Genomic DNA, 23,217 nt, shown 5'->3' on the forward strand with positions numbered 1-23,217 from the left:
ATAAAAACAATTGTAAATCAACGACTTAGAACAATATGAAGAAAATTGTGATAGCTATTGATGGCTTTTCCTCTTGCGGAAAAAGCACAATGGCCAAAGACTTGGCCCGACGCATAGGCTACGTCTATGTAGACACGGGCGCCATGTACCGTTCGGTGACGCTCTTCGCCCTGAACCACCACCTCTTCAACGAGGACGGATCGGTGAAGGCCGACCTACTGGAAAAACTCATGCCCGAGGTGAACATCTCGTTTAAGCTCAACACGGAGACGGGGCGCCCCGACACGTACCTCAACGGTATGTGTGTGGAAAACGACATCCGCGGCATGGAGGTGAGCTCGCACGTCAGTCCGATTGCTGCCATCCCGTTTGTGCGTGAGGCGCTCGTGGCGCAGCAGCAGCGCATGGGCGGCGACAAGGGCATCGTGATGGACGGACGCGACATCGGCACAACGGTCTTCCCTGAGGCCGAACTGAAGATCTTCGTAACGGCATCGGCCGAGGTGCGTGCGCAACGTCGCTACGACGAGTTGAAGGCAAAGGGTGCCGAGGCCAACTACGACGACATCCTGAAGAACGTGCAGGAGCGCGACTATATCGACACGCATCGTGAGGTGTCGCCCTTGCGCAAGGCCGACGACGCCTTGGAGCTCGACAACTCGCACATGACCATCGAGGAGCAAAACGCATGGCTCATGCAGCGGTTTGAGCAGGCCACTAAGTAATCATCCCGACATCGACCAATCCGCCTTCATGAGCGCGGGCCATAGCATACCGAATCCGCAATGCCTACAACGTGGGCGTTGCGGATTTGCTTTTAACCCAAAGCAGTCATTAGACCGATTTGGGTTAAAAATAACATCACCATTCGGTGAGATTGAATGGCTCATGGTAACGCAGCAAAGGTTGTTTGAAATTTTGGGTAAAAAGTTGTGTCAGAATTTTGCGTGAAATAGAGAATGAAACGGCCGTTTTTACGAGATGGAAGCCCCAAAAACGAGCCATGCGGTTGCGGTTGGGCATGTATCGAGTTGCGTAAAGGCATGTTTCGCACCTCGGTTGCGTATGTTTCGAGGCACGATCGGGCATGTTTCGCAATGCGGTTAGGCATGTTTCGCAAGACGGGAGGCTGGACAAGAAATAGCGCAAAATACACTTTGATGATAAGTAGTTGAATACCTGATAGTTACAAAACACGTCAAGAATCGCGTATTTACAACCAATCTCACACTTGCTGACGAATAAGTGTTAAAAAAGGGAGATGCTTGTCGACATATTTCGCATACACACGAACACCCCCGCACTTCTTTTGCAACCACGTGAGAACGGGGAGCTAAGCATCACGTTATAACAACAACAAATCCGCAACGTCCAGCATACGGGCGTTGCGGATTTGTTGTTGATATTTATAAATGTGGCATAAGCGACCGGCGCATGTCACAACACGCATCGGCCGCCCATACCTACCAAGGTTACTTCTTCGTACGTGTAGCCTTCACGAAGTAGGCAATCAGCATGACATAAGCCAACAGGGAGACGGCCTCCGACATGGGGTTCTGCCACCAAGCGTCGGCAACCGAGCATTCGATGCCACCAAACTTCATCAGGGCCGACACCACGCCCATCAGCGCTCCACCAGCAATGAATCCGCTTGCTATAAGAGTGCCCTTGTCCACACGTGCCTTATTCTCCTCGGCGCTCTTAGAGCGGCTACCCACAAACCAGTTGACGGCGCCACCGATAAGCAACGGCAGGTTGAGCTGGATGGGGATGAACATACCCAGGGCAAAGGCCAATGCCGACACCTTGCAACGATCGAGCACCAACGCAATCACGGCACCGATACCATAGAGCAGCCAAGGCGCTCCCTGACCGCTCATCAACGGAGCGATAACGGCAGCCATGGCGTGGGCCTGCGGAGCGGCCAGGGCGTCGCCCTTGAAGCCATAGGTCTCGTTGAGCAGAATCATCACACCAGCCACTGTGGCAGCCGACACGATGGTTCCGAGGAATTTCCAACCTTCCTGTTTCTTGGGTGTGGTACCCAACCAGTAGCCAATCTTCAGGTCGGTGATAAACGAACCGGCCATCGACAGGGCAGTACACACCACACCACCCATGAGCAGAGCGGCCAGCATGCCAGCGCTACCCTTCAGACCTACGGCCACCATGACCACCGAGGCCAGGATGAGGGTCATAAGCGTCATGCCCGACACAGGATTGCTACCCACAATGGCAATGGCGTTGGCGGCCACCGTGGTAAAGAGGAAAGCGATGATGGCTACCACCAACACGGCAACCGTGGCGTGCAGAAGGTTGAGATTCATTACCCCAAAGAAGAAGAAGGCATAGATGATCAGCAGGGTCAGCACGCTGCCAATGGCGATAATCTTAAACGAGATGTCGCGCTGCGTGCGTTGCACCTCAGCCGAGTCGGGGCTCTTGCCCTTCATCTCATGGGCGGCCAGCGATACGGCGCTGCGAATGATGCCCCAGCTCTTCACGATGCCGATGATGCCGGCCATGGCGATGGCACCGATGCCCATGCTACGCGCATAACTGGTGAAGATGGCCTCAGGACTCATGTCGCCTACGGTGGTGGTAATGGTGGGATCCCACTGGTTGAGCACCGTGTTGGGGAAGATGACGGCCATGAGCGGCACGATGATCCACCACACAAACACCGAACCGGCGCAGATGATAGCGGCATAGCGCAGGCCAATGATGTAGCCCAAGCCCAGCACAGCGGCTCCGGTGTTCACCTTCACCACCAACTTGGCATTGTCGGCCAGGTCCTGACCGAGACCTATCATGCGTGAGGTGACATTCTCGTTCCACCAACCAAAGGTGGCAACGATGAAGTCGTAGGCACCACCCACCAAACCTGCTACGAGCAACGGCTTGGCCTGTGAGCCTCCCTCACCACCCGACACGAGCACCTGCGTGGTGGCTGTGGCCTCTGGGAAGGGATATTTTCCATGCATATCCTTCACAAAATACTTACGGAAAGGAATGAGGAAGAGAATGCCCAGGATGCCACCCAATGCGGCGGCGATGAAAATCTTGATAAAGTCGGCCTGCAGGTCGAGCATGTAGATGGCGGGCATAACAAAGATGCCGCCAGCAACAACAGCGCCCGAGCAAGCTCCGATGCTCTGGATAATGACGTTCTCGCCCAGCGCATTCTTGCGGTGTGTGGCCGTAGAGAGACCAATGGCGATGATGGCAATGGGAATGGCGGCCTCAAACACCTGTCCCACCTTCAGGCCAAGGTAAGCGGCGGCAGCCGAGAACAGTACCACCATGACCAAACCCCAGGTAACCGACCAGGGAGTGACCTCACGGTAAGTCTTGTTGGGACTCATAAGAGGTTCGTAGGTCTCGCCGTCCTTCAACTCGCGAAACGCGTTTTCGGGCAACACTACTGCCCCTTTTTCTTTTTCTTTGTCCATTTCTGATAGATTTATTGCTGTGAATTGATTTCCGTACAAAGTTAGTGAAAAACCAACGAATGGCGTGGAAGTTTCGCCTTTTTGTTACGAATTGCAACAAAAAAAGAACGCCCGACATGCGTTATGCACATCGGGCGTCGATAATTATTACATGACGGGAGTGTTACCTCCCACCCTAACAGAATTAGTTGCTAAAGGTGAGTTGACCATTGGCTGCATCGACCGTGATAGGTTTCTCACGAACCACTTGCTCGGCCAGGATTCGCTTACTCAACTCGTTGAGCACGTTGTCCTGGATGGCACGCTTCACGGGACGAGCGCCAAACTCGGGATCGTAGCCCACGTTGGCCAGCCAACTGATGGCAGCGGGAGTCCACTTGAGGTCGAAGCCCTGCGGTACGAGCATTGCCTTCACGCGGTTCATCTGCAACGTCACCACACTGGCTATCTGCTCCTTGGTGAGCGGCAGGAACATGATGATGTCGTCGATACGGTTGAGAAACTCCGGACGGATGGTCTTCTTCAACATCTCCATCACATGCTGACGCGTCTCGTTGACCACCTGGTCGTGGTTGCTGTCGTTGAGGGCGGCAAAACGCTCCTGAATGTATTGGCTGCCGAGGTTCGAGGTCATGATGATGATGGTGTTCTTAAAGTTCACCGTGCGACCCTTGTTGTCGGTAAGGCGACCATCGTCGAGCACCTGCAAGAGGATGTTGAACACATCGGGATGGGCCTTCTCGATCTCATCGAAAAGCACCACGCTGTAAGGCTTGCGCCGCACAGCCTCGGTGAGCTGGCCACCCTCGTCGTAACCAACGTATCCCGGAGGCGCACCGATGAGCCTTGACACACTGAACTTCTCTTGGTACTCGCTCATGTCGATACGGGTCATCATGTTCTCGTCATTGAACAGATACTCGGCCAAAGCCTTGGCCAACTCGGTCTTACCAGTACCCGTCGTACCGAGGAAGATGAACGAGGCGATAGGCTTCTTCGGGTCTTGCAGACCAGCACGACTGCGGCGAACGGCGTCGCTGACAGCCTGTATGGCCTCATCCTGACCAATGACACGCTTGTGGAGCTCGGCCTCCAGATGGAGCAGTTTCTCACGCTCGCTCTGCATCATCCGCATTACGGGGATGCCCGTCCAGCGGCTCACCACCTCAGCTATATCGTCGGCGGTGACCTCCTCGCGCACCATTGTCTCAGCACCCTGGGCGGCTTTCAACTGCTGTTGGATGTTGTCGATGTCGTTTTGGAGCTGCTTGAGCTTGCCATAGCGTATCTCTGCCACACGGCCATAGTCGCCTTCGCGCTCGGCCTTGTCGGCTTCAAACTTCAGGTTCTCCATCTGCAGCTTGTCCTGCTGAATCTTGTTGACCAAGCCTTTCTCTGCCTCCCATTTGGCGCGGAACTGATGTTCCTTGTCCTTCAGGTCGGCAATCTCCTTATCGAGCTGCTTGATCTTGTCCTCGTCGTTCTCGCGCTTGATGGCCTCACGCTCAATCTCGAGCTGCTTGAGGTGACGGGTGATCTCGTCGAGCTCCTCGGGCACAGAGTCGCGCTCCATGCGAAGCTTGGCGGCAGCCTCATCCATCAGGTCAATGGCCTTGTCGGGCAAGAAACGGTCGGAGATGTAACGCTCAGAGAGTTTCACGGCGGCGATACAGGCATCGTCCTGAATACGCACCTTGTGGTGGTTCTCGTAGCGCTCCTTCAGACCACGGAGGATGGAAATGGCGTCGACCTCATCGGGCTCGTTCACCATCACCGTCTGGAACCTACGCTCCAGAGCCTTGTCCTTCTCGAAGTATTTCTGATACTCGTTGAGGGTCGTGGCACCAATGGCACGCAACTCACCACGAGCAAGGGCTGGCTTCAAGATGTTGGCGGCATCCATGGCTCCTTCGCCTCCACCGGCTCCCACAAGGGTGTGGATCTCATCGATGAAGAGAATGATGTTGCCGTTGGCATGGGTCACCTCTTTAATGACGCTCTTCAAACGCTCCTCAAACTCGCCCTTATACTTGGCTCCTGCAACAAGGGCGCCCATGTCGAGCGAGTAGAGTTGTTTGTTCTTCAGGTTCTCGGGCACGTCGCCTCGCACAATGCGCTCAGCCAAACCTTCCACAATGGCGGTCTTACCCGTACCCGGCTCACCAATGAGAATTGGGTTGTTCTTGGTACGACGAGAGAGGATTTGCAGCACACGGCGAATCTCATCGTCGCGGCCAATTACCGGGTCGAGCTTGCCTTGGCGGGCTGCACCAATGAGGTCGGTGGCATATTTGCTGAGGGCTTGGTAGTTCTCATCGCCACTGGCGCTCTGCACGTTCTGCCCTTGGCGAAGTTCCTTGATGGCGGCCAGCATGTCGGGCTCGTTGCAACCAGCGTCCTTAAGGATGCGACTGGCGGTGGACTCGACCTGCACGAGGGCCACAAGAATGGGCTCTACGGAAACAAACTCATCGCCCAACTTGCGCGCGTCGTCCTCGGCACGCTGCAACAGCTTATTGGTATCGTTGGAGAAATAAGGCTGTCCGCCTTCCACATGGGGCAAATGTTGGAGTTCCTGTTGCACCAGTTTTTCAACCTGCATGGCATTGACGCCCAACTTCTGAAAGATGAAATTGGAAACGTCGCGACCTTTTTGCAACACTCCTTGCAACAAGTGGGTGGGCTCAACAGCTTGCTGTCGGCCTTGCTGGGCGGTGTTGACGGCCTCTTGCACCACTTCTTGCGCTTTGATTGTAAACTTGTCGAATGTCATATTATTACCTTCCTTTCTTTCTTGTTTTTATTCCTTTCAATGTTCTGCACCTACTCCCTCAAAAGCCATTCCAAACCCAGCAAGACGACAAATCGTCACAACGAATGCCAAATTGGCATAAAACAACAAAGCAAACAAATAATAATCAAATAACAGTTTTTAAGAACAATTATTTGCATATGTCGCGCCTTTTATATATCTTTGTCACGTAAACAACTAAAAACCTTTCATTATGAGCAACTACGCATTATTAATTCTCCTTGCAGTAGCCATTTGCGCAGCTGTCGTTATCTTCGAGTACGTACACAACAAGCACCGTCGTTTCCACATCGAACACCTGGGAGCAGCCGTGCAGGAAATACTTAGCGGCAAACAGGACGGACAGATGCTACGCAAAGACTTTCTGAAAGCATTGCGTGTGCACTTCCACTGCTCGCCCAAGGAGTCACTCTTCCTGTCGGGTCTGGCTCGCAAGAAAGGTCTGGTACATCAAGACGGACAGATGGTGTCGTTAGTAGGAAAATGATAATGGCTATCCTACCGCACAACGATAAGATAGCCATTAGCAATCAATAGGGGCCACATCCCAAAACCGTCGTTATTTCAGACGGTCGAGGATGTGGTCTCTGCATTCTTCCATCAGCCACTTGGGGGTGCTCGTGGCACCACAAACGCCAATGGTCTTTACGCCTCGCACCCACTCCATGTCGATCTCCTCGGCACGCTCTATCTGGTGACTATTGGCATTAACACTCTTGCATTCGTTGAAAAGCACCTTTCCGTTGCTGCTCTTTCGGCCACTGACAAACAGAATGAGGTCGTGGCGAGAGGCAAAATCGGCTATGTTGGGCATGCGGTTAGCCACCTGTCGGCAGATGGTGTCGAAGCTTCGGAAGGTAGCCGAAGGCGAGATATGCTGCTGTATATAGTCGATGATGCGATGAAACTCGTCGAGGCTCTTGGTGGTCTGCGAGTAAAGATAGATGTCGCGTTCAAAATCGAGGCGCTTCACATCATCCACACATTCCACCACGATAGCTTCCGAATGGGTCTGCCCCACCAAGCCCAACACCTCGGCATGACCGTTCTTTCCAAAGATCACAATCTGCGCATGGGGGTTGCTGTCAAACTGTTGTTTGATGCGTCGTTGCAGGGCCAGCACCACGGGACATGTGGCGTCGATGATCTCTATGTGGTTCTTTCGGGCGGTTTCGTAGGTCTCTGGCGGTTCGCCATGGGCTCGCAGCAGCACCTTTACGCCTTGCAACTGGGCCAGTTGGCCATGGTCGATGGTGACAAGGCCATGGGCATGAAGGCGCGCCACCTCCATGCTATTGTGCACTATGTCGCCTAAGCAATAGAGGGTCTTGCCCATCGCCAGCTCCTCCTCGGCCTTGCGTATGGCTGTCGTCACGCCAAAGCAGAAGCCGCTGCCATTGTCTATTTCTATCACAGGGCACTCGACCGCACCATGTTCGTTGCGGCCTGCCGTGCCTTCTACGCGGTTTGTATCCATCGTCATGCGCTTTCCGTTTTGGGGTTACTTAGTAACGTTGACATTGATGATGACCTTCGTGTTCTCAGGATCGTTGGTGATCAGCAGCACGCGGGGCTTGCCCTTCACCTTATCCAGTATGCTGGCAATGGCCGTCACCTTCAGGTCGACCTTCTGACCCGGAGCGATCGTCTTATTGCCCAACGACACCTGCAAGCCAGCGGTGAACATCTGCAAGGAGCGAATCTCAAGGGGCGTCTTGCCTTCGTTGACGAGGGTCACCTTGCCCTTTTTCGATTTTTTGCCCGAAAAGCCACCCAACTCAACACTACCCGACGACAAGCGCAACTTAGGAGCACGCGCCTTCTGCAACGAGGTCATGTTGTCGAAGTCGGGAAGGAGCACGGCCGACACGGTGATTTCCTTATCGGGCGCCACCTTGTCACCCATGAACATACCGAGATACACGGACGTTTGCGTCAAGCCCAGGTCGCGCAAGACACGCGAATCCAACTGCACCAACGCCTTGCCCGTACGGCCTGGCGCTATCTTCGAGGGACGAACCTCAGCCCTGAGGTAATTGGGCAAGTGCATGAGCACGGGCTCAACCACCTGGTCGGTGGTGTTCTTGATGTTGATAACCTGTACGGGTTCGTCTCCGCGGTTCACATCATCAAATTCAAGATCGGTCCTATCCACATGAAGGTCGCCCAACAAATATGGATAATTCAAGTCGGGTTGATCTTTCTCCTCTACCACAACACCCTTGATGGAGAGCATCAACGGACCACTGGAAGCGTTGCTATAAATACCAATACGCTTGTTGAAATGGCCCATGGTCTTGGCATCGTAGACCGCACTGATGGTAAACGATTGTCCGGGAGCTATCGCCTCCTTGGGATAACTCACCGTGGTGCAACCACAACTGGTGCGCACATCACTGATGGTAAGCGGCGACGCGCCATTGTTCTTCATGACGTATTCGGCGGTCACGGGATGCTTAAAGACCACCTGTCCGCAATCAATGTTCTTGTTTTCGATGGCGATATCCTGAGCGCTTACGCCCATGGCGGTAAGCAAGAGGATAGCCGAGATGATTTGTTTTTTGTTCATTCTGACTGGAATCAGCGAATTATGGTGAAACATTTAGCGCCCTCACGGCCTGCAAACTCAGGACTATAAGCACACTGTACGGTGCAAACGCCCGAGGCGTAGCTGCCCTGTCGATCAACGTAATAGTCGGTCTCAACAACATGTTCGCCCTTGGCCATGAGGTCAAAGTAATAATTAGTCACATTATCTTGGGGCGCACAGTAATAGCCCCAGCGGTAACCGCTCAGTTGAACGGCAGGCTCGAGGCATGCGGCGCGCTTGTCTTGCACTTGCACAAAGTCGTAATCGCGATCGGCCACGATGGTGATGCGCACCTTTACCTTGTCGCCAACACGCAAATTCAGCGACTTATCGTTAGCCACTTGGCCATTCACGACAACCTCGCGCTTGACCTTCAAGCCCGACGACTGCGCCTCCACCTCGCTCGCCTTCTGCCAATACTGGGCATAAAGGGCGCCCCACGAGGTGCCGGCAGACGTCTTCTCAATGGCGAAGGTCGTTGGCGACGTGGCGTCGACCATGGTCTTCACATAGCCCAAACCGGCCGTAGCACGCGGCAGTTCCACCGTTTTGCCATCAACCCTCATCGTGGCCAACTGCTGGGTGGCGAGCTTATCTATATCGGCCTTCCCCCCTTGGGTAGCGAGGAACGCATAAACGGCATCAACGGCATTGGCCGGCGTGTCCCACGATTGGGTGCGTTTTTCTTGCAAAAGCCAGCGTTGCATGGCCTCGATAGTCTTCGTATCCTGAGGCGTGAGGCGTTTCATGGCCTCAATGGCAGCCACCTGCGTAGGGATGCGATAGTCTCTCCACGAATAGTAAGCGCGGTGTGTGTCGTAATAGCGCCCCATCTCTTCCTTGTAAACGGCATACTCATTGAGGCTCTGAAGGTATTCCTTGGCTCGTGTGGAAAAGCCATATTGTGCAAGGATAACGGCCGAACGAGCCTTGCCATAGATCGTCAACTTGGTTGTTTTCTTCTCCAAAAGGTTCAACAAATAGCGCATATCGGCCGACGGCTTGCGGCCCGCCAACGCACTGGCATACAAATAATTGCATGCGAACTCTGAGGGATCGAGCACCTGCGGATGCTTTTTCTGAGCCTCTTTCTTCATCGTTTTCACCTCGTCGGCTATCCGCCTATCCAAGTATTTAAAGGCTTCGGAAAGCAATCGTCTGTTCTCTTGCTGACCCGTCAGCGTGTTGAGACGCGCCAAAATGGTAGTAACCTCCATCGTCATATACTTGTTTCCGGGCATGTTAGGCCACCAACTGAAACTGCCGTCGGGGTTCTGCAACTGGGATAACTTATCGGCGAAAGTCTTCAAGCGGTAGTCTATGGCCGACTCATCCAAGTAATTGATGAGCTGTTGCTTCTGTTCCGTCTCACGGTTGGCATCTGACACCCATGGCGTCTCACTGAGAAGCATGGTCTTCAGCTCACTGTTCTTTTGCAGATTGCTGGCCAACGACGTCTCGGTTCCTTGCTCCTTCTGCCATAGCTTGACCGTTTGGCCGATGGAAGGATTAGCAACCATCAGTTGGCGGGCCAGCGAATTGGCATAGATCGCTGCCGCAAGCGACACGGCATTGCGCTCTGTGGGGTTGGCCACCGTGGGCAATGCTTGAATCATCAGCCATGCGGGATTGTTGGTATACTCCACGGTCAAACGGTTGCGCTTGTCGTTTGACGGGAACATCTTACTGATATCGAGCGTCTTAACGCCAGCTCCCACTTGTGTGAACGGCAGCGTTGTGGTCACAAACTCTTGGTTGGGCAGTAACGGAAGGTACCGCTGCTCACCATCGCTAAATCCTTGTCCCTCGGCCAAAGTGCGGACAACGAAGAGCGTTGCGCCACGTCCCAACTCGGCCAAGCGGTCGCCATCAACCGTAAACTCAGCCGTAGTGGTTTGTCCGGCCTTCACCTCGAAGGGGGCCGACAACTCCTCCAGCATCTTGTTGGTTTCTGGATCGACGATTTGCAAACGAGCTTTTCCCCTCACATCCTTCTCCGAAGTGTTAGCGATTCGGCACACCACGACCGACTCGTCGCCCTGCCGAACGAAGCGAGGCATATTGGGCTGCACCATCACCACCTTCTTGGCGACGGCTTCTGCGGTAATCTGGCCATAATTGAAAGCCTCATCATGCGCCAGGGCCATGAACTTCCAAGTGGTTACACTCTCAGGCAACGTAAAGGCGATGTTCACATTTCCATTGCCGTCGGTGGTCAGGGCGGGATAGAAGAAGGCCGTCTCATTGAAGTTCTCACGCACCTTTGTCACTGGGGAAGCGGATTCATCGCTACCCTCTTCGTCCTTCGAGAGACCAAGTCCCGCTATCGGTTCCGAGAGCTCCGAATCGGTTACTTGCATATTGGCATTGACCTTCTTTTTCGAAACAGCGACCTCTCTCAGCATCGTCCCTTTCGCCATCCGGTCGGCCGAGGCACTTTCCTGGCGCGCCATCAGCACCATGGACTGTTTATAATTAAAGGTGTAAGGATTGGCGAAGTTGAACATCTCACCATCGAAATGGGAAAAATCGAGACTGCGCACATTGAGCGCATTGTATCTTTCGAAGCCATAGAGACCATCGGCAAACTGCGATCCGCCGCGCCAAGGCGCATGGGGAAGCGATGCACCGTAATCAATGGTAAACCTCCAATGGAGCTTTGAAACGTCGTCGAGGCTCTTGTCGTACATCGTAGCCAACAGTTGCGCCATGGCCGGCTTGCCCTCAGGCGAGTCGATATGCAACGTCCACTGTTCCCTTTGGCCAGGCGTCAACTTGTCGCGGAAGGTCTTCCACGTCAGCTTCAACTTGTTATCGGGCGTAGGCCGGCAGATGTTCACCTCATGCTTATACATCTTTCCATTCTTCACCCATGCCATGGTGATGACCACTCCGTCGCCATACTCCTCCTTATAATAGAGCTTACGCGTAACGACCTCATCACTCAACTTGCTCACTCCCTTGGCCAGCATCTTGTTTCCGGCGAAGACTGAGTAATAGACATGCGTGTTCTTGTCGGACGTTCCCACTTGCAGATAGACAGGCGAACCGTCGTTAGGAAACTGCATTTCCGACAGATAGAACCAGTCGTGCGTCTGAACAACAGGCTTCTTATCGCTATACGTAAAGACCACAACACTCTTCCTCACGGTGTCCTGACCGCAAATCACCTCCAGCTGATGTCTTCCCGAAGCCAGCTTTTCGTCCAAGTCAATGGGCTTGTTGGCCTCAGCCGTCTTCCAAGCGCGCCCATCGAAGCAATACCTAACGTCGCCCTCGATGGATTCCTGGGCAAGGTTGGTACGACTGACGGTAAACGTCTTGAGGCTATCGCGCAACGTTTTGCTGGGCAAATCCACCTTCAGCACAGCCGAACGATTGCTCAACGCCAACGTGGCTTGCTCCTCATGGGTCTCGCCCGCGTTATCGGTCACCTTGGCATAGGCCACAACATGATAGTAAACAGCATGATTGAGGTCTACATCCTCAGGGTAAACCATCGGCATTTTCAACACAAACGAGCCATCGTCGGCCGTCACCACGGTATCGACCCGCAGCTCCTCGGATGGACAATCGGAACGCCTAAGCCACCACAAGGCAGGCTCGCGGCACACCTTATAGCTTACCTTCGCGCCCTGCACCGGCACTCCCGAATAGGTCTTGGCCCATCCACGCATTTGCACCGTGTCGCCAGGCTGGTAGGCTTCCTTGTAGGAATCGAACGTCACCTCATACGTGGGAAGCTTGTATTCCTCCACATTAAACCTCACGTATCCCATTCCTCTGTTCCTCACAGAGAACGCACCCGTGAGTCCCGCCTGCGGAAGGGTGAAATCGGCCGACGCCGTTCCATAGCTGTCGGTTGTCACCGTTTTCTTAGAAACCTCCTTGCCATTGGCGTCGAAGAGCGACAGTTCAAGTTGCTTGTCGGCCAACGGTGTCGTCTTCACGGCCTTGCCGTCGGTGAGATACGCAATGGCCGCCACACGCACCATCTGTCCGGGACGGTAGACAGCACGATCGGTGTATAGGCGAACGCTCTCCTCACGACTGTCGTTGTCGTAGAAACTGTAGTTGGTATGGACATCGATTTCCACGCCGGCCTTGTCGTTGTCGGTATAAGCGTATATCTTGTTGGGCGCACGTTTTTTGAACTTATGATACGCCTCGCCATTCTTATCGGTGGTGAGACAAACCGTTTGCTCCTTCTCGTTGTCATAATAGGTTTGCGTCTTCAGTCGCAGATGAGCCCCCGCGATGGCCTCACCGGTGGTGGCGTTGACCACCACAAACCGCTGCTGATTATCGGGAAGCCCCTGGCACATGACATAGACGTCGCTCACATGCAACAGGGCACGCTGCGCCTTCACGTTGCCATTGTCGGTGGTAGCCTCCATGACATACATGCCAACGGGCAGTCCCCCGATGATGAGCGAATCGGTGTTCTCCTTCCAGGCAGGCTGCCCCACATAGCGTTTCACCAGCGTCTGCACGGCTCCGGGAACGAGTTTTTTCTGCAACACCGCCCAGTCGGCCGGCTCGTTGGGATTGAGCGAGCAGTCGCCCTCAACGTTCACACGATAGATATTTACCGTGAGCGTATTGATGTTACGAATGAAATTGATGCGAACAAGGCGCTCCTGTTGGGGCAGGAAACTAACATCGCCAATATTGATGTTGAAAGAGGGCTGGCGCAATTCGCTCATGGCGTTGCGCAAGACATTCATCCTGGGCCAATCGCCCCACTTGCTCAGGGCGTAGTTGATGTAGTTTACCTGGTCGTCGACCGTTACGTCCGAAGCGTTGGCGACAAACTGATAATGCTCGATGGCCAACTCGCCCGCCTCGCGCAAGTCGCCATAGACATGAAGAAGCGAGTCGACCGCCTGCAGGTATTTCGACTTACGCACCTGCCACGTGTCGATAACCCCGTTTTGCTTGAGGTCGAGAGTGGCGCAGATGCAAGCCGCCGCACGGTTGCCTTTGGCAGCATAATAATCGTGAAGCGCCTTGAAGGCGCGGGCCTCCATACCCACCACATGCAGCAGGTCGTCGTAGAAGATCTTGCTGTCGACGCCCGACACCACCGCCGGCGCATACTCAGCACACTTTTGCTGGGCCAACATCTCCGGCTGCGCCATGGCCACCGCAAACCACTGTTTGCTCTTGGCTTGGCTCTCGTCCTTACCGTTGGCGCGCTGCTCATAGAGCTTTCCGAGCACGGTGGCATACACCGCCTTCATGGCAGGGTCCTTGGCCGCATCGGCATTCTCCTCGATCCGCTCAATCTCCACCTCGGCCGAGTCGGGGGCAATCTGTGTCTGCGCAGCGGCTTTCCACAGTTGGGCCTTGAGCATCTGTCCGTAGTCGGCGCCCGCTTGGGCCTTGTCGATGATTTTGTCGAGCCATTCCATCTGGGTGCGGGGCAAGTCTTTCGAACGCGCCTCCATCACTTTCTTCCACAACACAGGGTATGTCTCCGCCATGACCATGACCGGCATGAGCATGACTATGATGATGCCAATTACCTTTTTCATATCTTCCCTATAATAGTACATTTGCAAAGATAACGAATTTAGCGTACTTTGTCAAATTGCTTGTTGATTATTATGAAAATTTTACGGCTCCTTACAACATATTCTTTCTATTTAATGAATATTTGACATTCAATCCATGGTGGCACCCCCAGCCGTTTCATGCGTTGTCGAAGAATGCTCTCACGCCGTCCATAAAGCGCGACAACCGTTGTTCGGGACCGCTATAAGCCTGCGGACGCATGCGGCTCCACCACACCACCAATCGTTTTTTGGCTCTCGACATGGCCACGTAGAGCTTGCGGGCGTCCTCGGCCATGAGGTCGGGCTTGCCCTGATTGTAAAAGTTGGGAATGCGTCCGTCGACCACATCGAACACCACCACATTATTGAACTCCAACCCCTTGGCCTTGTGGATGGTCGACACGAAGACGCGGTCGTCGATGGCCGTCGAACTGCAAAGGTCGGCTTCCTTGAACGTGCTGAGCTCCATGACGTGATGGTCCAACTGTTCCTTGAGCGAAGGTTCACTCGCAGGGTCGATGATGTCGCCCGCCAAGAATCGGTACACATAGTCGATCTTGGGAACGTCCTTCCACCATCCTTTCTCCTTGAGCAAATCCGCCATGCGCTTCATCTCACCCACAAGGGCTGGCTCATCACCTTCGGGCAGGCGCTCGTAGAGCCTTTGGCGAGCCTCATCGTAGAACGATTGGTAGGCGCGGCGCAAGCGATCGACGCGCTGGCGAACGCTCGGCGAAGCCAGATAGGCACGCTGGCCATCGAGCCATTCGCGGCCATGCGCATAGCAATAGCCCACGAGCGACACGGTGGCGTTCACGTCGTCGTCGGCCAGATGCGAGTTATCGCCCTCCAAATGGAGCTCTGCCAACAGATGTTTCAACTTATAAGCCTTGAGGTCGGGGCGCAACAGGCGCATGAGTTTCAGCGTATCGAAGCACCGCGGGCATCGGCGCCGCCAATCGACCTCGGGCAGATAACGGCGCAAGTTGTAGTCCATGATGCGGTAATCGTACTCGGCGTTGTGGCCCATCAGGGCCACCTGCCCGTCGCCCACGAAGTTGAGAAACATACGGAGGGCGTCGGCATGGGAATGGATCTGATGGTGTCGGCGCTCCTCGATGATGGGATTGGCAATGTCGCCGAGCATGGCGGGAATGGTGCGATCGGTCTCAATATACACAGAGAACTTGGCCACGCTCCTGCCCTGCCGTATCTTTTCGGCGGCAATCTGCACGATGTCGTCCTCAAAGACGTTGAGTCCGGTGGTCTCGGTGTCGAACACCACGATGTCGTCTCGCTCATAAAGACTGAGGAATTCCTGCAGGTAGGTGTCGTCGTTGGGGCGAAGAAAATCGGCTGGGCTGATGGCGAGATCCCTCATTTTGCGAAGCCAGCCACGCGCGGAGGCCTCGCTCTCGCAGACACGCAGGCCAGTTAGGAGTTGCGACCAGGCGATGTGGTTGAGCTCGTTCGACAAAACGCTCAGGTGGGCCAACAACCATTTCACCTGCGGCAAGGCGAAGATGTCGGTTCCCGACACCTTGAAATGGCTCACGTCCAAGGCGGTGAGCGTCTCGCTCAACAGGTCGGCGTCCTTGTTGGAGTTGACCACAACAGCTGTGGTCTCACGGTCTGGCGCCTGCTGCGCCAGCGTTTTCACATAGCGAGCCACATCCTGCAGCTCGTCGTCGATGTCGCGACTGTCGCGTATCTGCATGTCGCCCGGCTGGGCCTTATCGTCGTTGTCGGGTCGGGGCAATAGGTCGGGGTCGGCAGCTAACTGATCGGCTGCAAACCGATTGAGCATGTCGACGAGATACTTGGGCGAGCGATGGTTGACATGGAGATGATGAACCGATCCCTTACATTGTCGCTTGATGGCCTCAAGTGTGGCCAACTTGGCTCCCATGAACGAGAAGATGGCTTGTTGCTCATCGCCCAGGAACATGAGGGTATGGGCCTGCGAGGGGGCGGTATCGGCACCATTTCCCGCCCACAACGCGTCGATGATGGCGAGCTGCAGGCGGTTGAGGTCTTGCACCTCGTCGACCTGGATCCAAGGATAGCGCTTGCAGGGGGTGCCGCCGCGAAGTGTGGCGTAGGTCTTGATGAGCAAATCCTCGAAGTCGAGCAAGTTGTATTGTTGCTTGTAAGCCGTGTAGGCGTGGGCGTATTTCATCTTGAACAAGGTGCGGTCGGCCACCTGCCGAAGGCCGGCATCGAAGGCCGCCGAGCGCGCCACGTCGACATAATAATCGTTGTGTTCGTAGATGTCCACCATTTGATCGGCCGTAAACTCCTTGCCCACGGCCCGACAAAGGGCGCGCATCACCTGCACATCGGTGGGTGTGGCGCAGTCGGGGTGTTGCCGCAGCTCGCGTGGCAGGCCCATCTTTATCTCCTCCATGAGATGGGAGAAGAACATAATCTCGCTATAGGCGCGCCTTCGGTTAAAATTGGCCTGCACCTTACCCTCGTCCTCCTGCAAGTAATTGGCGAGGATGCTCACCACGGTGTCCTCGTCGATGATGGCGCTCTCTGCCGGCACCACACGGTTCTCGAAGAGGAAATGGGAGCAGAAGCGGTGCACGTTGCCCACAAAGATCTGCTCGATTCCTGCGTCGTCGATGTTCCGCTGTATGCGTTCGCGCATGCCGCGGGCGGCTCGGTTGGTGAAGGTGAGGCAGAGCATGGCGTCGTAGTCCATGCCCTGGGCATGGGCGTGGCGCACGCGCTCGGCCAATATCTGGGTCTTGCCACATCCCGGAGGGGCCAAAACGAGGTGCCGTCCTCCCACCATTCCGATGACCTTCTGTTGGCTCTCGTCGGGTTGCCAGGTGTGTTGCGTAGTGTGGTTCATGTGCTTGGGGTTTACTGAATGGGGCCCATCATCGCATGGGCTGTTTATAAAAAGAAGGCAGGCGGACAATCATGGCAACACCATGGCTGTCCGCCTGCTCGTATGAAGACGGCTGCTTACTTCTGCTTCAGGATGATTCCACCCTTGGCTTGCAGCGTTACCTTGGCCTTTCCGTCCTTGCCCACCTTAAGTGTGCGCAACTCGGGGTCGGGCCAACGCTGGCCTTTCTTCAGCTTGGCGTCCACATAGTAGTCGATCGTCTGGCCTGCCAGCATGGGCAGGTTGAGGGTCAGCGTCATCGGATTGTCGGTTCCGTTGATGCCGCCCACCAGCCATTTGTCGGCATGGCGGCGTGCCACAACGGCGTACTTCGTGGGATAACCGTCGACAAAACGTGTCTCCTCCCATGTGGTGGGAAGCTCCTTGAGGAACGCCTTCTCCAAGTCGGGCAACTCGTCGACCACGTTGGGGGTAACCTCCACGCAATTGACCGAGCACTGGTTGGTGATGGCGGTGGCCATCTCGAAGATGTCGGACGTGAAGCGTTGGTGGCGACTCTTGTTGTCCTTGCTGAGCATGCGGTTCATGATAACGCCACCCCAGTCGAAGCTACCCACGGCATTGCGTCCGAAGGGATGCATGGCCATGTCGTAGCCCTCGCGACGAGCGGCCTCCTCGGTGAAGAACACATTCTCAGAAGCCAGAGCGGCCTCAGAACCCACATAGTTGGGATAGAGTCGCTCCCAGCCGCGCGGCAATGTGCAACCGTGGAAGATTACCTGCAGGCCGTAGTCGTTGGCGTCGCTGAGGATGTCCTCATAGAGCTGCATGGTGTGCTGCTTGTCGCCAGCGAAGAAATCGACCTTGATGCCCTTCACACCAATCTTCTGCATCCACGCCATGGCTTTCTTGCGGGCGATAGGACGGTTCATGATGTTGAGCGGGCCCTGCGGGGCGTTGTTCTCAAAGCCGTTGGAGTTGAACCACAGCATAAGGCTCACTCCCTTGCCTTGGGCGTAACGACTGAGCTTCTCCATGCGCTCGTAGCCGATGTTGGTGTCCCACCAGTTGTCGACAAGCACATATTCGTACCCCATCTTGGCCGCCAGGTCGATAAACTGCACCTGATCGTCGTAGTTGATGCTGCCATCTTGCCAGATGAGCCAGCTCCAGGTGTAGCGACCGGCCTTGTAGTCGGTGGTGGGCTCATAGAGCGGATCAACCACGTCGTAGGGGATGGTGGTCTCAACGATGGGCCTCAACGTCTGCCCGACGGTGATGGTGCGCCATGGCGTTGAGCCGGGCAGGCTGATGCCAGGATAGGCTGCGCCCCACCCGTTGTTCTCACCCTCCTGCGGATAGGCGATGGTATAGCCCTCGCCAGCCTTGTACTCGGAGAGGCGCGAGCCACAATAGTCGCCTGTCACACCGGTCTCCGACACCAACGCCCATGCCTCGCCTTCGGCCGACGCCTGCTTTTTGGCGGCGCCACCAATGTGGAAGAGGCAGGGGAACGTGTAACCCACGCCATACTGCGACGGTTGGGTCATGGGTGCGTCGGACGTAAACACCTCCTCGTAACTGGGTTTGGTGGTTTCCCAACCCGTCATGGGTTGTATCTGCGGGGAGATGAACGTGGTGGTCGACTCAGGGAAATTGAACGATGACACTTCCTCGTAGACCATGGCTTGCTTGGGGTTGTTGCTCTTTGGGCGCGGCAGGGTGTAGCGATAAGCCACATCGTTGTCCGACACGTTGAGCGTAACCACCATCTGCAACTTCTTTTCGTTGGCGAACGTCAGCACGGCTTGGTTGGCCACATAGTGGGCCTCCGATGCCTTGGTGCGCGTCATGGTGTAACGTTTGTCCACCTGGGCTTGCTTGGCGTCGGTCAGCGTCAGCCCCTTCGTGAAATCGCCCATGTTGGTGCGCAGGCCGAGGCGCGAGGTGCGCAGGATGGTCTGGCCAGCATAGGTCACGGTGTAGTTGGCGCGACCGCCGTCGTCGTTGACAGTCACAACGAGCTTGCCATCAGGCGAGCTAACCTTGCTCTCTTTAGCCGCCATAGGCAGCGCGGCGAGCAGGGCCAACGCTGAAAGCATCAAAGTTCTTTTCATTATAAATATGTGATGTGTTGGTTAAAAAGCAAACAAGTGCTTACAGGTTGTCCTTCTCGATATCCTTGAAGTAGCGGTAGGTGCCCACCTTCAGCTCCTCGGTAGCGGCCTCGTCGGCCACGATAACGCTATGGGCGTGTTGCTGCAGGGCCGAGATGGTCCAAGCCTGTGTGACGGGGCCCTCGACAGCTGCCTGCAGGGCGCGCGACTTATGGTGTCCATTGCACAGGATCATCACCTCTTGGGCCGCCATAACGGTACCCACACCAACGGTCAGGGCGTGCTTAGGCACCTTGTTGACATCGTTGTCGAAGAAACGAGAGTTGGCGATGATGGTGTCGGTGGTCAGCGTCTTCACGCGGGTGCGGCTGGTGAGGCTTGAGAAAGGCTCATTGAAGGCGATGTGACCGTCGGGGCCGATGCCACCGATGAAGAGGTGGATGCCGCCCACTGCCTTGATCTTCTCCTCATAGCGAGCGCACTCGGCCTCCAAATCCTCGGCGTTGCCGTTGAGGATGTTCACGTTCTCACGGGGAATGTCGATATGGTCGAAGAGGTTGCGAGCCATGAAGCTATGGTAGCTCTCGGGGTGGCTCTCGGGCAGACCTACATACTCATCCATGTTGAAGGTGATGACGTTGCGGAAGCTAACGCGACCCTCCTTATTGGCTTTCACCAAAGCGGCGTACATGCCCTCGGGCGAGCTGCCTGTGGGCAAACCGAGCACGAAAGGACGCTCGGCTGTGGGTTGAAACTGGTTGATACGCTCCACTACATGGTTGGCTGCCCACTGTGAGAGGCGGGCGTAATCCTGTTCAATAATTAGTCTCATAATCTGATTGGTTTAAATTAAGATTGATTGCAATATGCAAAAGTAGTAATTTTCTTTGGAAAAGCCTCACTATTCGGAAGAAAAATGCCATCCTTCTTCTTGCAGCCGCCTCATGAGGCAAGCCACCTTCTTTTACCAATAATCACAACAAATGCACTCACGAGAAGGCCGTTAAAATCAGCGAGCGGATGTTTGGTCGAAAATACGCGATTCTCAGACGTTTTTCGTAACAACCTAACACCCAACGAGTTATCTACGCAAGTCTTTTCCCATCTCTCCACATCCCACTTTCCGCACTACAAAACATGCCTAAACGAGGCACGAAACATGCCTAAACGCAGCTCAATACATGCCTAAACGAGGCACGAAACATGCCAAAAGGCAGTTCGGTTAGGCATCTTTCGCAACAGCTGCTCTCACACGAGCCGTCGGCAAAGGGCAGAAACGCCAATTCCAAAGCGCTTTTTCGCGTTTTCCGCTTCTATTTCACCCACCTGCCAAGTATATAGATTGGGTAAATAATGATTGACATTTACAGCTCCATAAGCACCGTTTTGCGGCCATTTTTGCATGCGCACATTACTTAATAAATGATAAAACGCGGCGCACTAAATAGGTTTTCTCCTGCAAAATGCTTATTTTTGCAAAATATTGTGCTTAGATATGAAGAAACGTAGGCTTATCTCCTTTTTCCTGTTTCTGCTGTTGGCCCTGACGCTTCAGGCGGCCAACAAGCGGTTCACACTCGTCATCGACGCTGGCCATGGCGGCAAAGACCATGGAGCTCCTGGCGCCATCTCGGAGGAGAAGAACCTTACGCTGAAGTATGCACTGGCCTTTGGACGACTCGTGGAGGCCAAATGCCCCGACGTGAAGGTCATCTACACCCGTACCACCGACACATACCTCACCCTGCACGAGAGGGCCGAGATAGCCAACCGCAACAACGCCGACCTCTTCATATCTATCCACATCAACGCCCTCGACGGCATACACACGGCACGTGGATTCCAAAGCTACACGCTCGGACGTGGCGAGACAACGGGCGACAAGGGCCTGAAAATGAACGCCGACGTAGCCAAGCGCGAGAACTCGGTGATCTTCCTGGAGAGCAATTACAAGACGGTGTATGCCAACCTCAACGGCAACGCACCCGAGCTCGACATCATGGGCGAGATCATCGCCGACCAAAACCGTGAGCGAAGCGTGTATCTCTCACGACTCATGCAGCAGGAGGTGTGCAAGGCCACGGGGCGACAGAACGGCGGTTCGCACCAAAACAACCTGGCGGTGCTCCGACTGACAAAGATGCCGGCCATCCTGTTGGAACTGGGGTTCATATCGACACCCGACGAGGAGAACTACATGAACACGGAGGATGGACACACCAAGTATCCCATGGGATTCTATAACGCATTCATCCGATACAAGGAGAAATACGACAACTCGATCGACGTGCCCTATCGCGTAGGGGCCGAGGGCCGCCGAACACCACCCGCTGAGCCCATCAGGGTGCCCGAGCCCGAGGCAAAGCCCGCAGAGAAGAAGGAGCAGGCGGCACCTCGACAGAAGGCGACAACCACACGCAAGGAAGCGCCTGCAGCTCCCCCCAAGGCGGCAAACGAGGATCGGCCGGTGTTCAAGATTCAGATTCTCGTGAGCAACGGGGTGCTCAAGGCCGGCGACAGTCAGTTCAAGGGCCTTACGGGTTGCGACGTCTACGAGGAAGGCAACTACAAGAAGTACACCTACGGAGCAAGCAACGACTACAACGAGATCTACCGTCTGCGAAAGCAGATACTGGATAAGTTCCCCGAAGCGTTCATCATCGCCTTTAAGAACGGCAAGAAAATGAATGTGAACGAGGGCATTCGCGAATTTAAGAAAAACAGACAGGCAGGCAGATAACCTGCCCCCATTTAAACCCAACACGCACGATTATGAAGTCATTCACCAAGGAAATCAAGATTGCCCTCGTGGCAGTCACTGGCATCATCCTATTGTTCTTCGGACTCAACTTCCTGAAAGGCATGTCCATCTTCTCGAATGATGACACCTATTATATAAAGTTTAAGGATATCAGCGGGCTCTCCGCATCCAACCCCATCTACGCCGACGGCTATCAGGTGGGCGTGGTAAAGGACATCAGCTACGACTACGATGGCAACAATGGCGTGGTGGTGCGCTTCAGCGTGAACAACAGCCTGCGCATCCCCAAGGGCTCATCGGCCGAAATCATCAGCGACCTCATGGGCAATGTGAAGATGAACCTGCTGCTCGCCAACAACCCCAGGGAGCGCGTCATGCCAGGCGACACGCTGACCGGCGCCATCAACAATGGAATGATGGGAAAGGTGGCCGCCCTCGTGCCAACCATCGAGAAGATGCTGCCAAAGATGGATAGCATCCTCACCAGCGTCAACGCGCTCATGGCCGACCCGGCTTTGGCGCAATCGCTCCACAACGTGCGCGACATCACGCAGAACCTCACCACCACCACACGCGACCTCAACACGCTCATGGCAACGGTCAACGGCCGCATGCCGGGCATCATGAACAAGGCCGACGCAGCACTCGCCAAGGCGGGCACCACGCTCGACAACACCTCGACACTGACCGCAAACCTCGCGGCTGTGGATGTGGCGGGTACCATGCAGCAGGTGAACAACACGCTGGCCAACGTGCAGCAAATCACCGAAAAGCTCAACAGCAAGCAGGGAACACTCGGACTGCTCATGAACGACCCGGCGCTCTACAACAACCTCAACGCTACCATGATAAGCGCCGACTCGTTGCTCACCAACCTCAAGGCGCACCCCAAGCGCTACGTACACTTCTCGCTGTTTGGCAAAAAGGACAAATAGGCGAAAACAATGCAAGGACATTCGTGGGACAAACAAAATCGAAAAAAATACGAAGAGGATGTTTCACGGATGCCCATGCGCGTCATAACTCGGTCATAAAGGGATGATTAGGAAACGAAAATAATTGTTTCA

General features: G+C 54.9%; 12 protein-coding genes. 4 read left to right on the forward strand and 8 right to left on the reverse strand.

Annotated features, from left to right (window positions below):
- Nucleotides 1–35: 35 nt before the first annotated feature.
- Nucleotides 36–725: a (d)CMP kinase gene (gene cmk / locus WKK33_RS08485; protein WP_337933357.1), complete on the forward strand. Its 690-nt coding sequence runs from the start codon at nucleotides 36–38 to the stop codon at nucleotides 723–725.
- Nucleotides 726–1,472: 747 nt separating this feature from the next.
- Here the strand turns inward: cmk and WKK33_RS08490 are convergent.
- The gene (locus WKK33_RS08490; protein ID WP_337933359.1) at nucleotides 1,473–3,452 is read right to left on the reverse strand and encodes an oligopeptide transporter, OPT family; all 1,980 of its coding nucleotides are present in this window, start codon (nucleotides 3,450–3,452) and stop codon (nucleotides 1,473–1,475) included.
- 184 nt (nucleotides 3,453–3,636) lie between these two features.
- Entirely contained in the window at nucleotides 3,637–6,225 is a 2,589-nt protein-coding gene (gene clpB, locus WKK33_RS08495) for an ATP-dependent chaperone ClpB (protein ID WP_337933361.1), read from the reverse strand.
- A gap of 232 nt (nucleotides 6,226–6,457) precedes the next feature.
- Here clpB and WKK33_RS08500 point away from each other — a divergent pair, with 232 nt between their 5' ends.
- Nucleotides 6,458–6,751: a hypothetical protein gene (locus tag WKK33_RS08500; RefSeq protein ID WP_337569137.1), complete on the forward strand. Its 294-nt coding sequence runs from the start codon at nucleotides 6,458–6,460 to the stop codon at nucleotides 6,749–6,751.
- 72 nt (nucleotides 6,752–6,823) lie between these two features.
- Here the strand turns inward: WKK33_RS08500 and WKK33_RS08505 are convergent, their stop codons facing one another.
- The 6 genes from WKK33_RS08505 to nagB form a co-directional block, all read right to left on the reverse strand.
- The gene (locus WKK33_RS08505) at nucleotides 6,824–7,741 is read right to left on the reverse strand and encodes a 4-hydroxy-3-methylbut-2-enyl diphosphate reductase (RefSeq protein WP_337636550.1); all 918 of its coding nucleotides are present in this window, start codon (nucleotides 7,739–7,741) and stop codon (nucleotides 6,824–6,826) included.
- A gap of 24 nt (nucleotides 7,742–7,765) precedes the next feature.
- On the reverse strand, nucleotides 7,766–8,833 hold the full coding sequence (locus tag WKK33_RS08510) for a DUF1573 domain-containing protein (protein WP_337933364.1): 1,068 nt from the start codon (nucleotides 8,831–8,833) through the stop codon (nucleotides 7,766–7,768).
- 11 nt (nucleotides 8,834–8,844) lie between these two features.
- Nucleotides 8,845–14,391 carry an alpha-2-macroglobulin family protein gene (locus WKK33_RS08515; protein ID WP_337933366.1) on the reverse strand — a complete coding sequence of 1,849 codons (5,547 nt, stop codon included), beginning with the start codon at nucleotides 14,389–14,391 and terminating at the stop codon, nucleotides 8,845–8,847.
- A gap of 157 nt (nucleotides 14,392–14,548) precedes the next feature.
- A complete protein-coding gene (locus tag WKK33_RS08520) occupies nucleotides 14,549–17,272 on the reverse strand; it encodes a 3'-5' exonuclease (RefSeq protein WP_337933368.1) in 2,724 nt (907 codons plus the stop codon).
- 116 nt (nucleotides 17,273–17,388) lie between these two features.
- Entirely contained in the window at nucleotides 17,389–19,389 is a 2,001-nt protein-coding gene (locus WKK33_RS08525; RefSeq protein WP_337933370.1) for a glycoside hydrolase family 97 catalytic domain-containing protein, read from the reverse strand.
- Between the two features lie 40 nt (nucleotides 19,390–19,429).
- On the reverse strand, nucleotides 19,430–20,221 hold the full coding sequence (gene nagB / locus WKK33_RS08530; protein WP_215760358.1) for a glucosamine-6-phosphate deaminase: 792 nt from the start codon (nucleotides 20,219–20,221) through the stop codon (nucleotides 19,430–19,432).
- 663 nt (nucleotides 20,222–20,884) lie between these two features.
- On the opposite strand from nagB, the gene WKK33_RS08535 reads away from it, so the two are divergent.
- Together WKK33_RS08535 and WKK33_RS08540 are read left to right on the forward strand one after the other, a co-directional pair.
- Nucleotides 20,885–22,129, forward strand: a complete 1,245-nt coding sequence (locus tag WKK33_RS08535; RefSeq protein ID WP_337933373.1) for an N-acetylmuramoyl-L-alanine amidase — start codon at nucleotides 20,885–20,887, stop codon at nucleotides 22,127–22,129.
- 32 nt (nucleotides 22,130–22,161) lie between these two features.
- Nucleotides 22,162–23,085 (forward strand): MlaD family protein, encoded by a 924-nt coding sequence (locus WKK33_RS08540; protein ID WP_287768162.1) that lies wholly within the window; start codon nucleotides 22,162–22,164, stop codon nucleotides 23,083–23,085.
- Nucleotides 23,086–23,217 lie beyond the last annotated feature (132 nt).

It is taken from the genome of Hallella sp. (assembly GCF_037460745.1).
GTDB lineage: Bacteria > Bacteroidota > Bacteroidia > Bacteroidales > Bacteroidaceae > Prevotella > Prevotella faecis.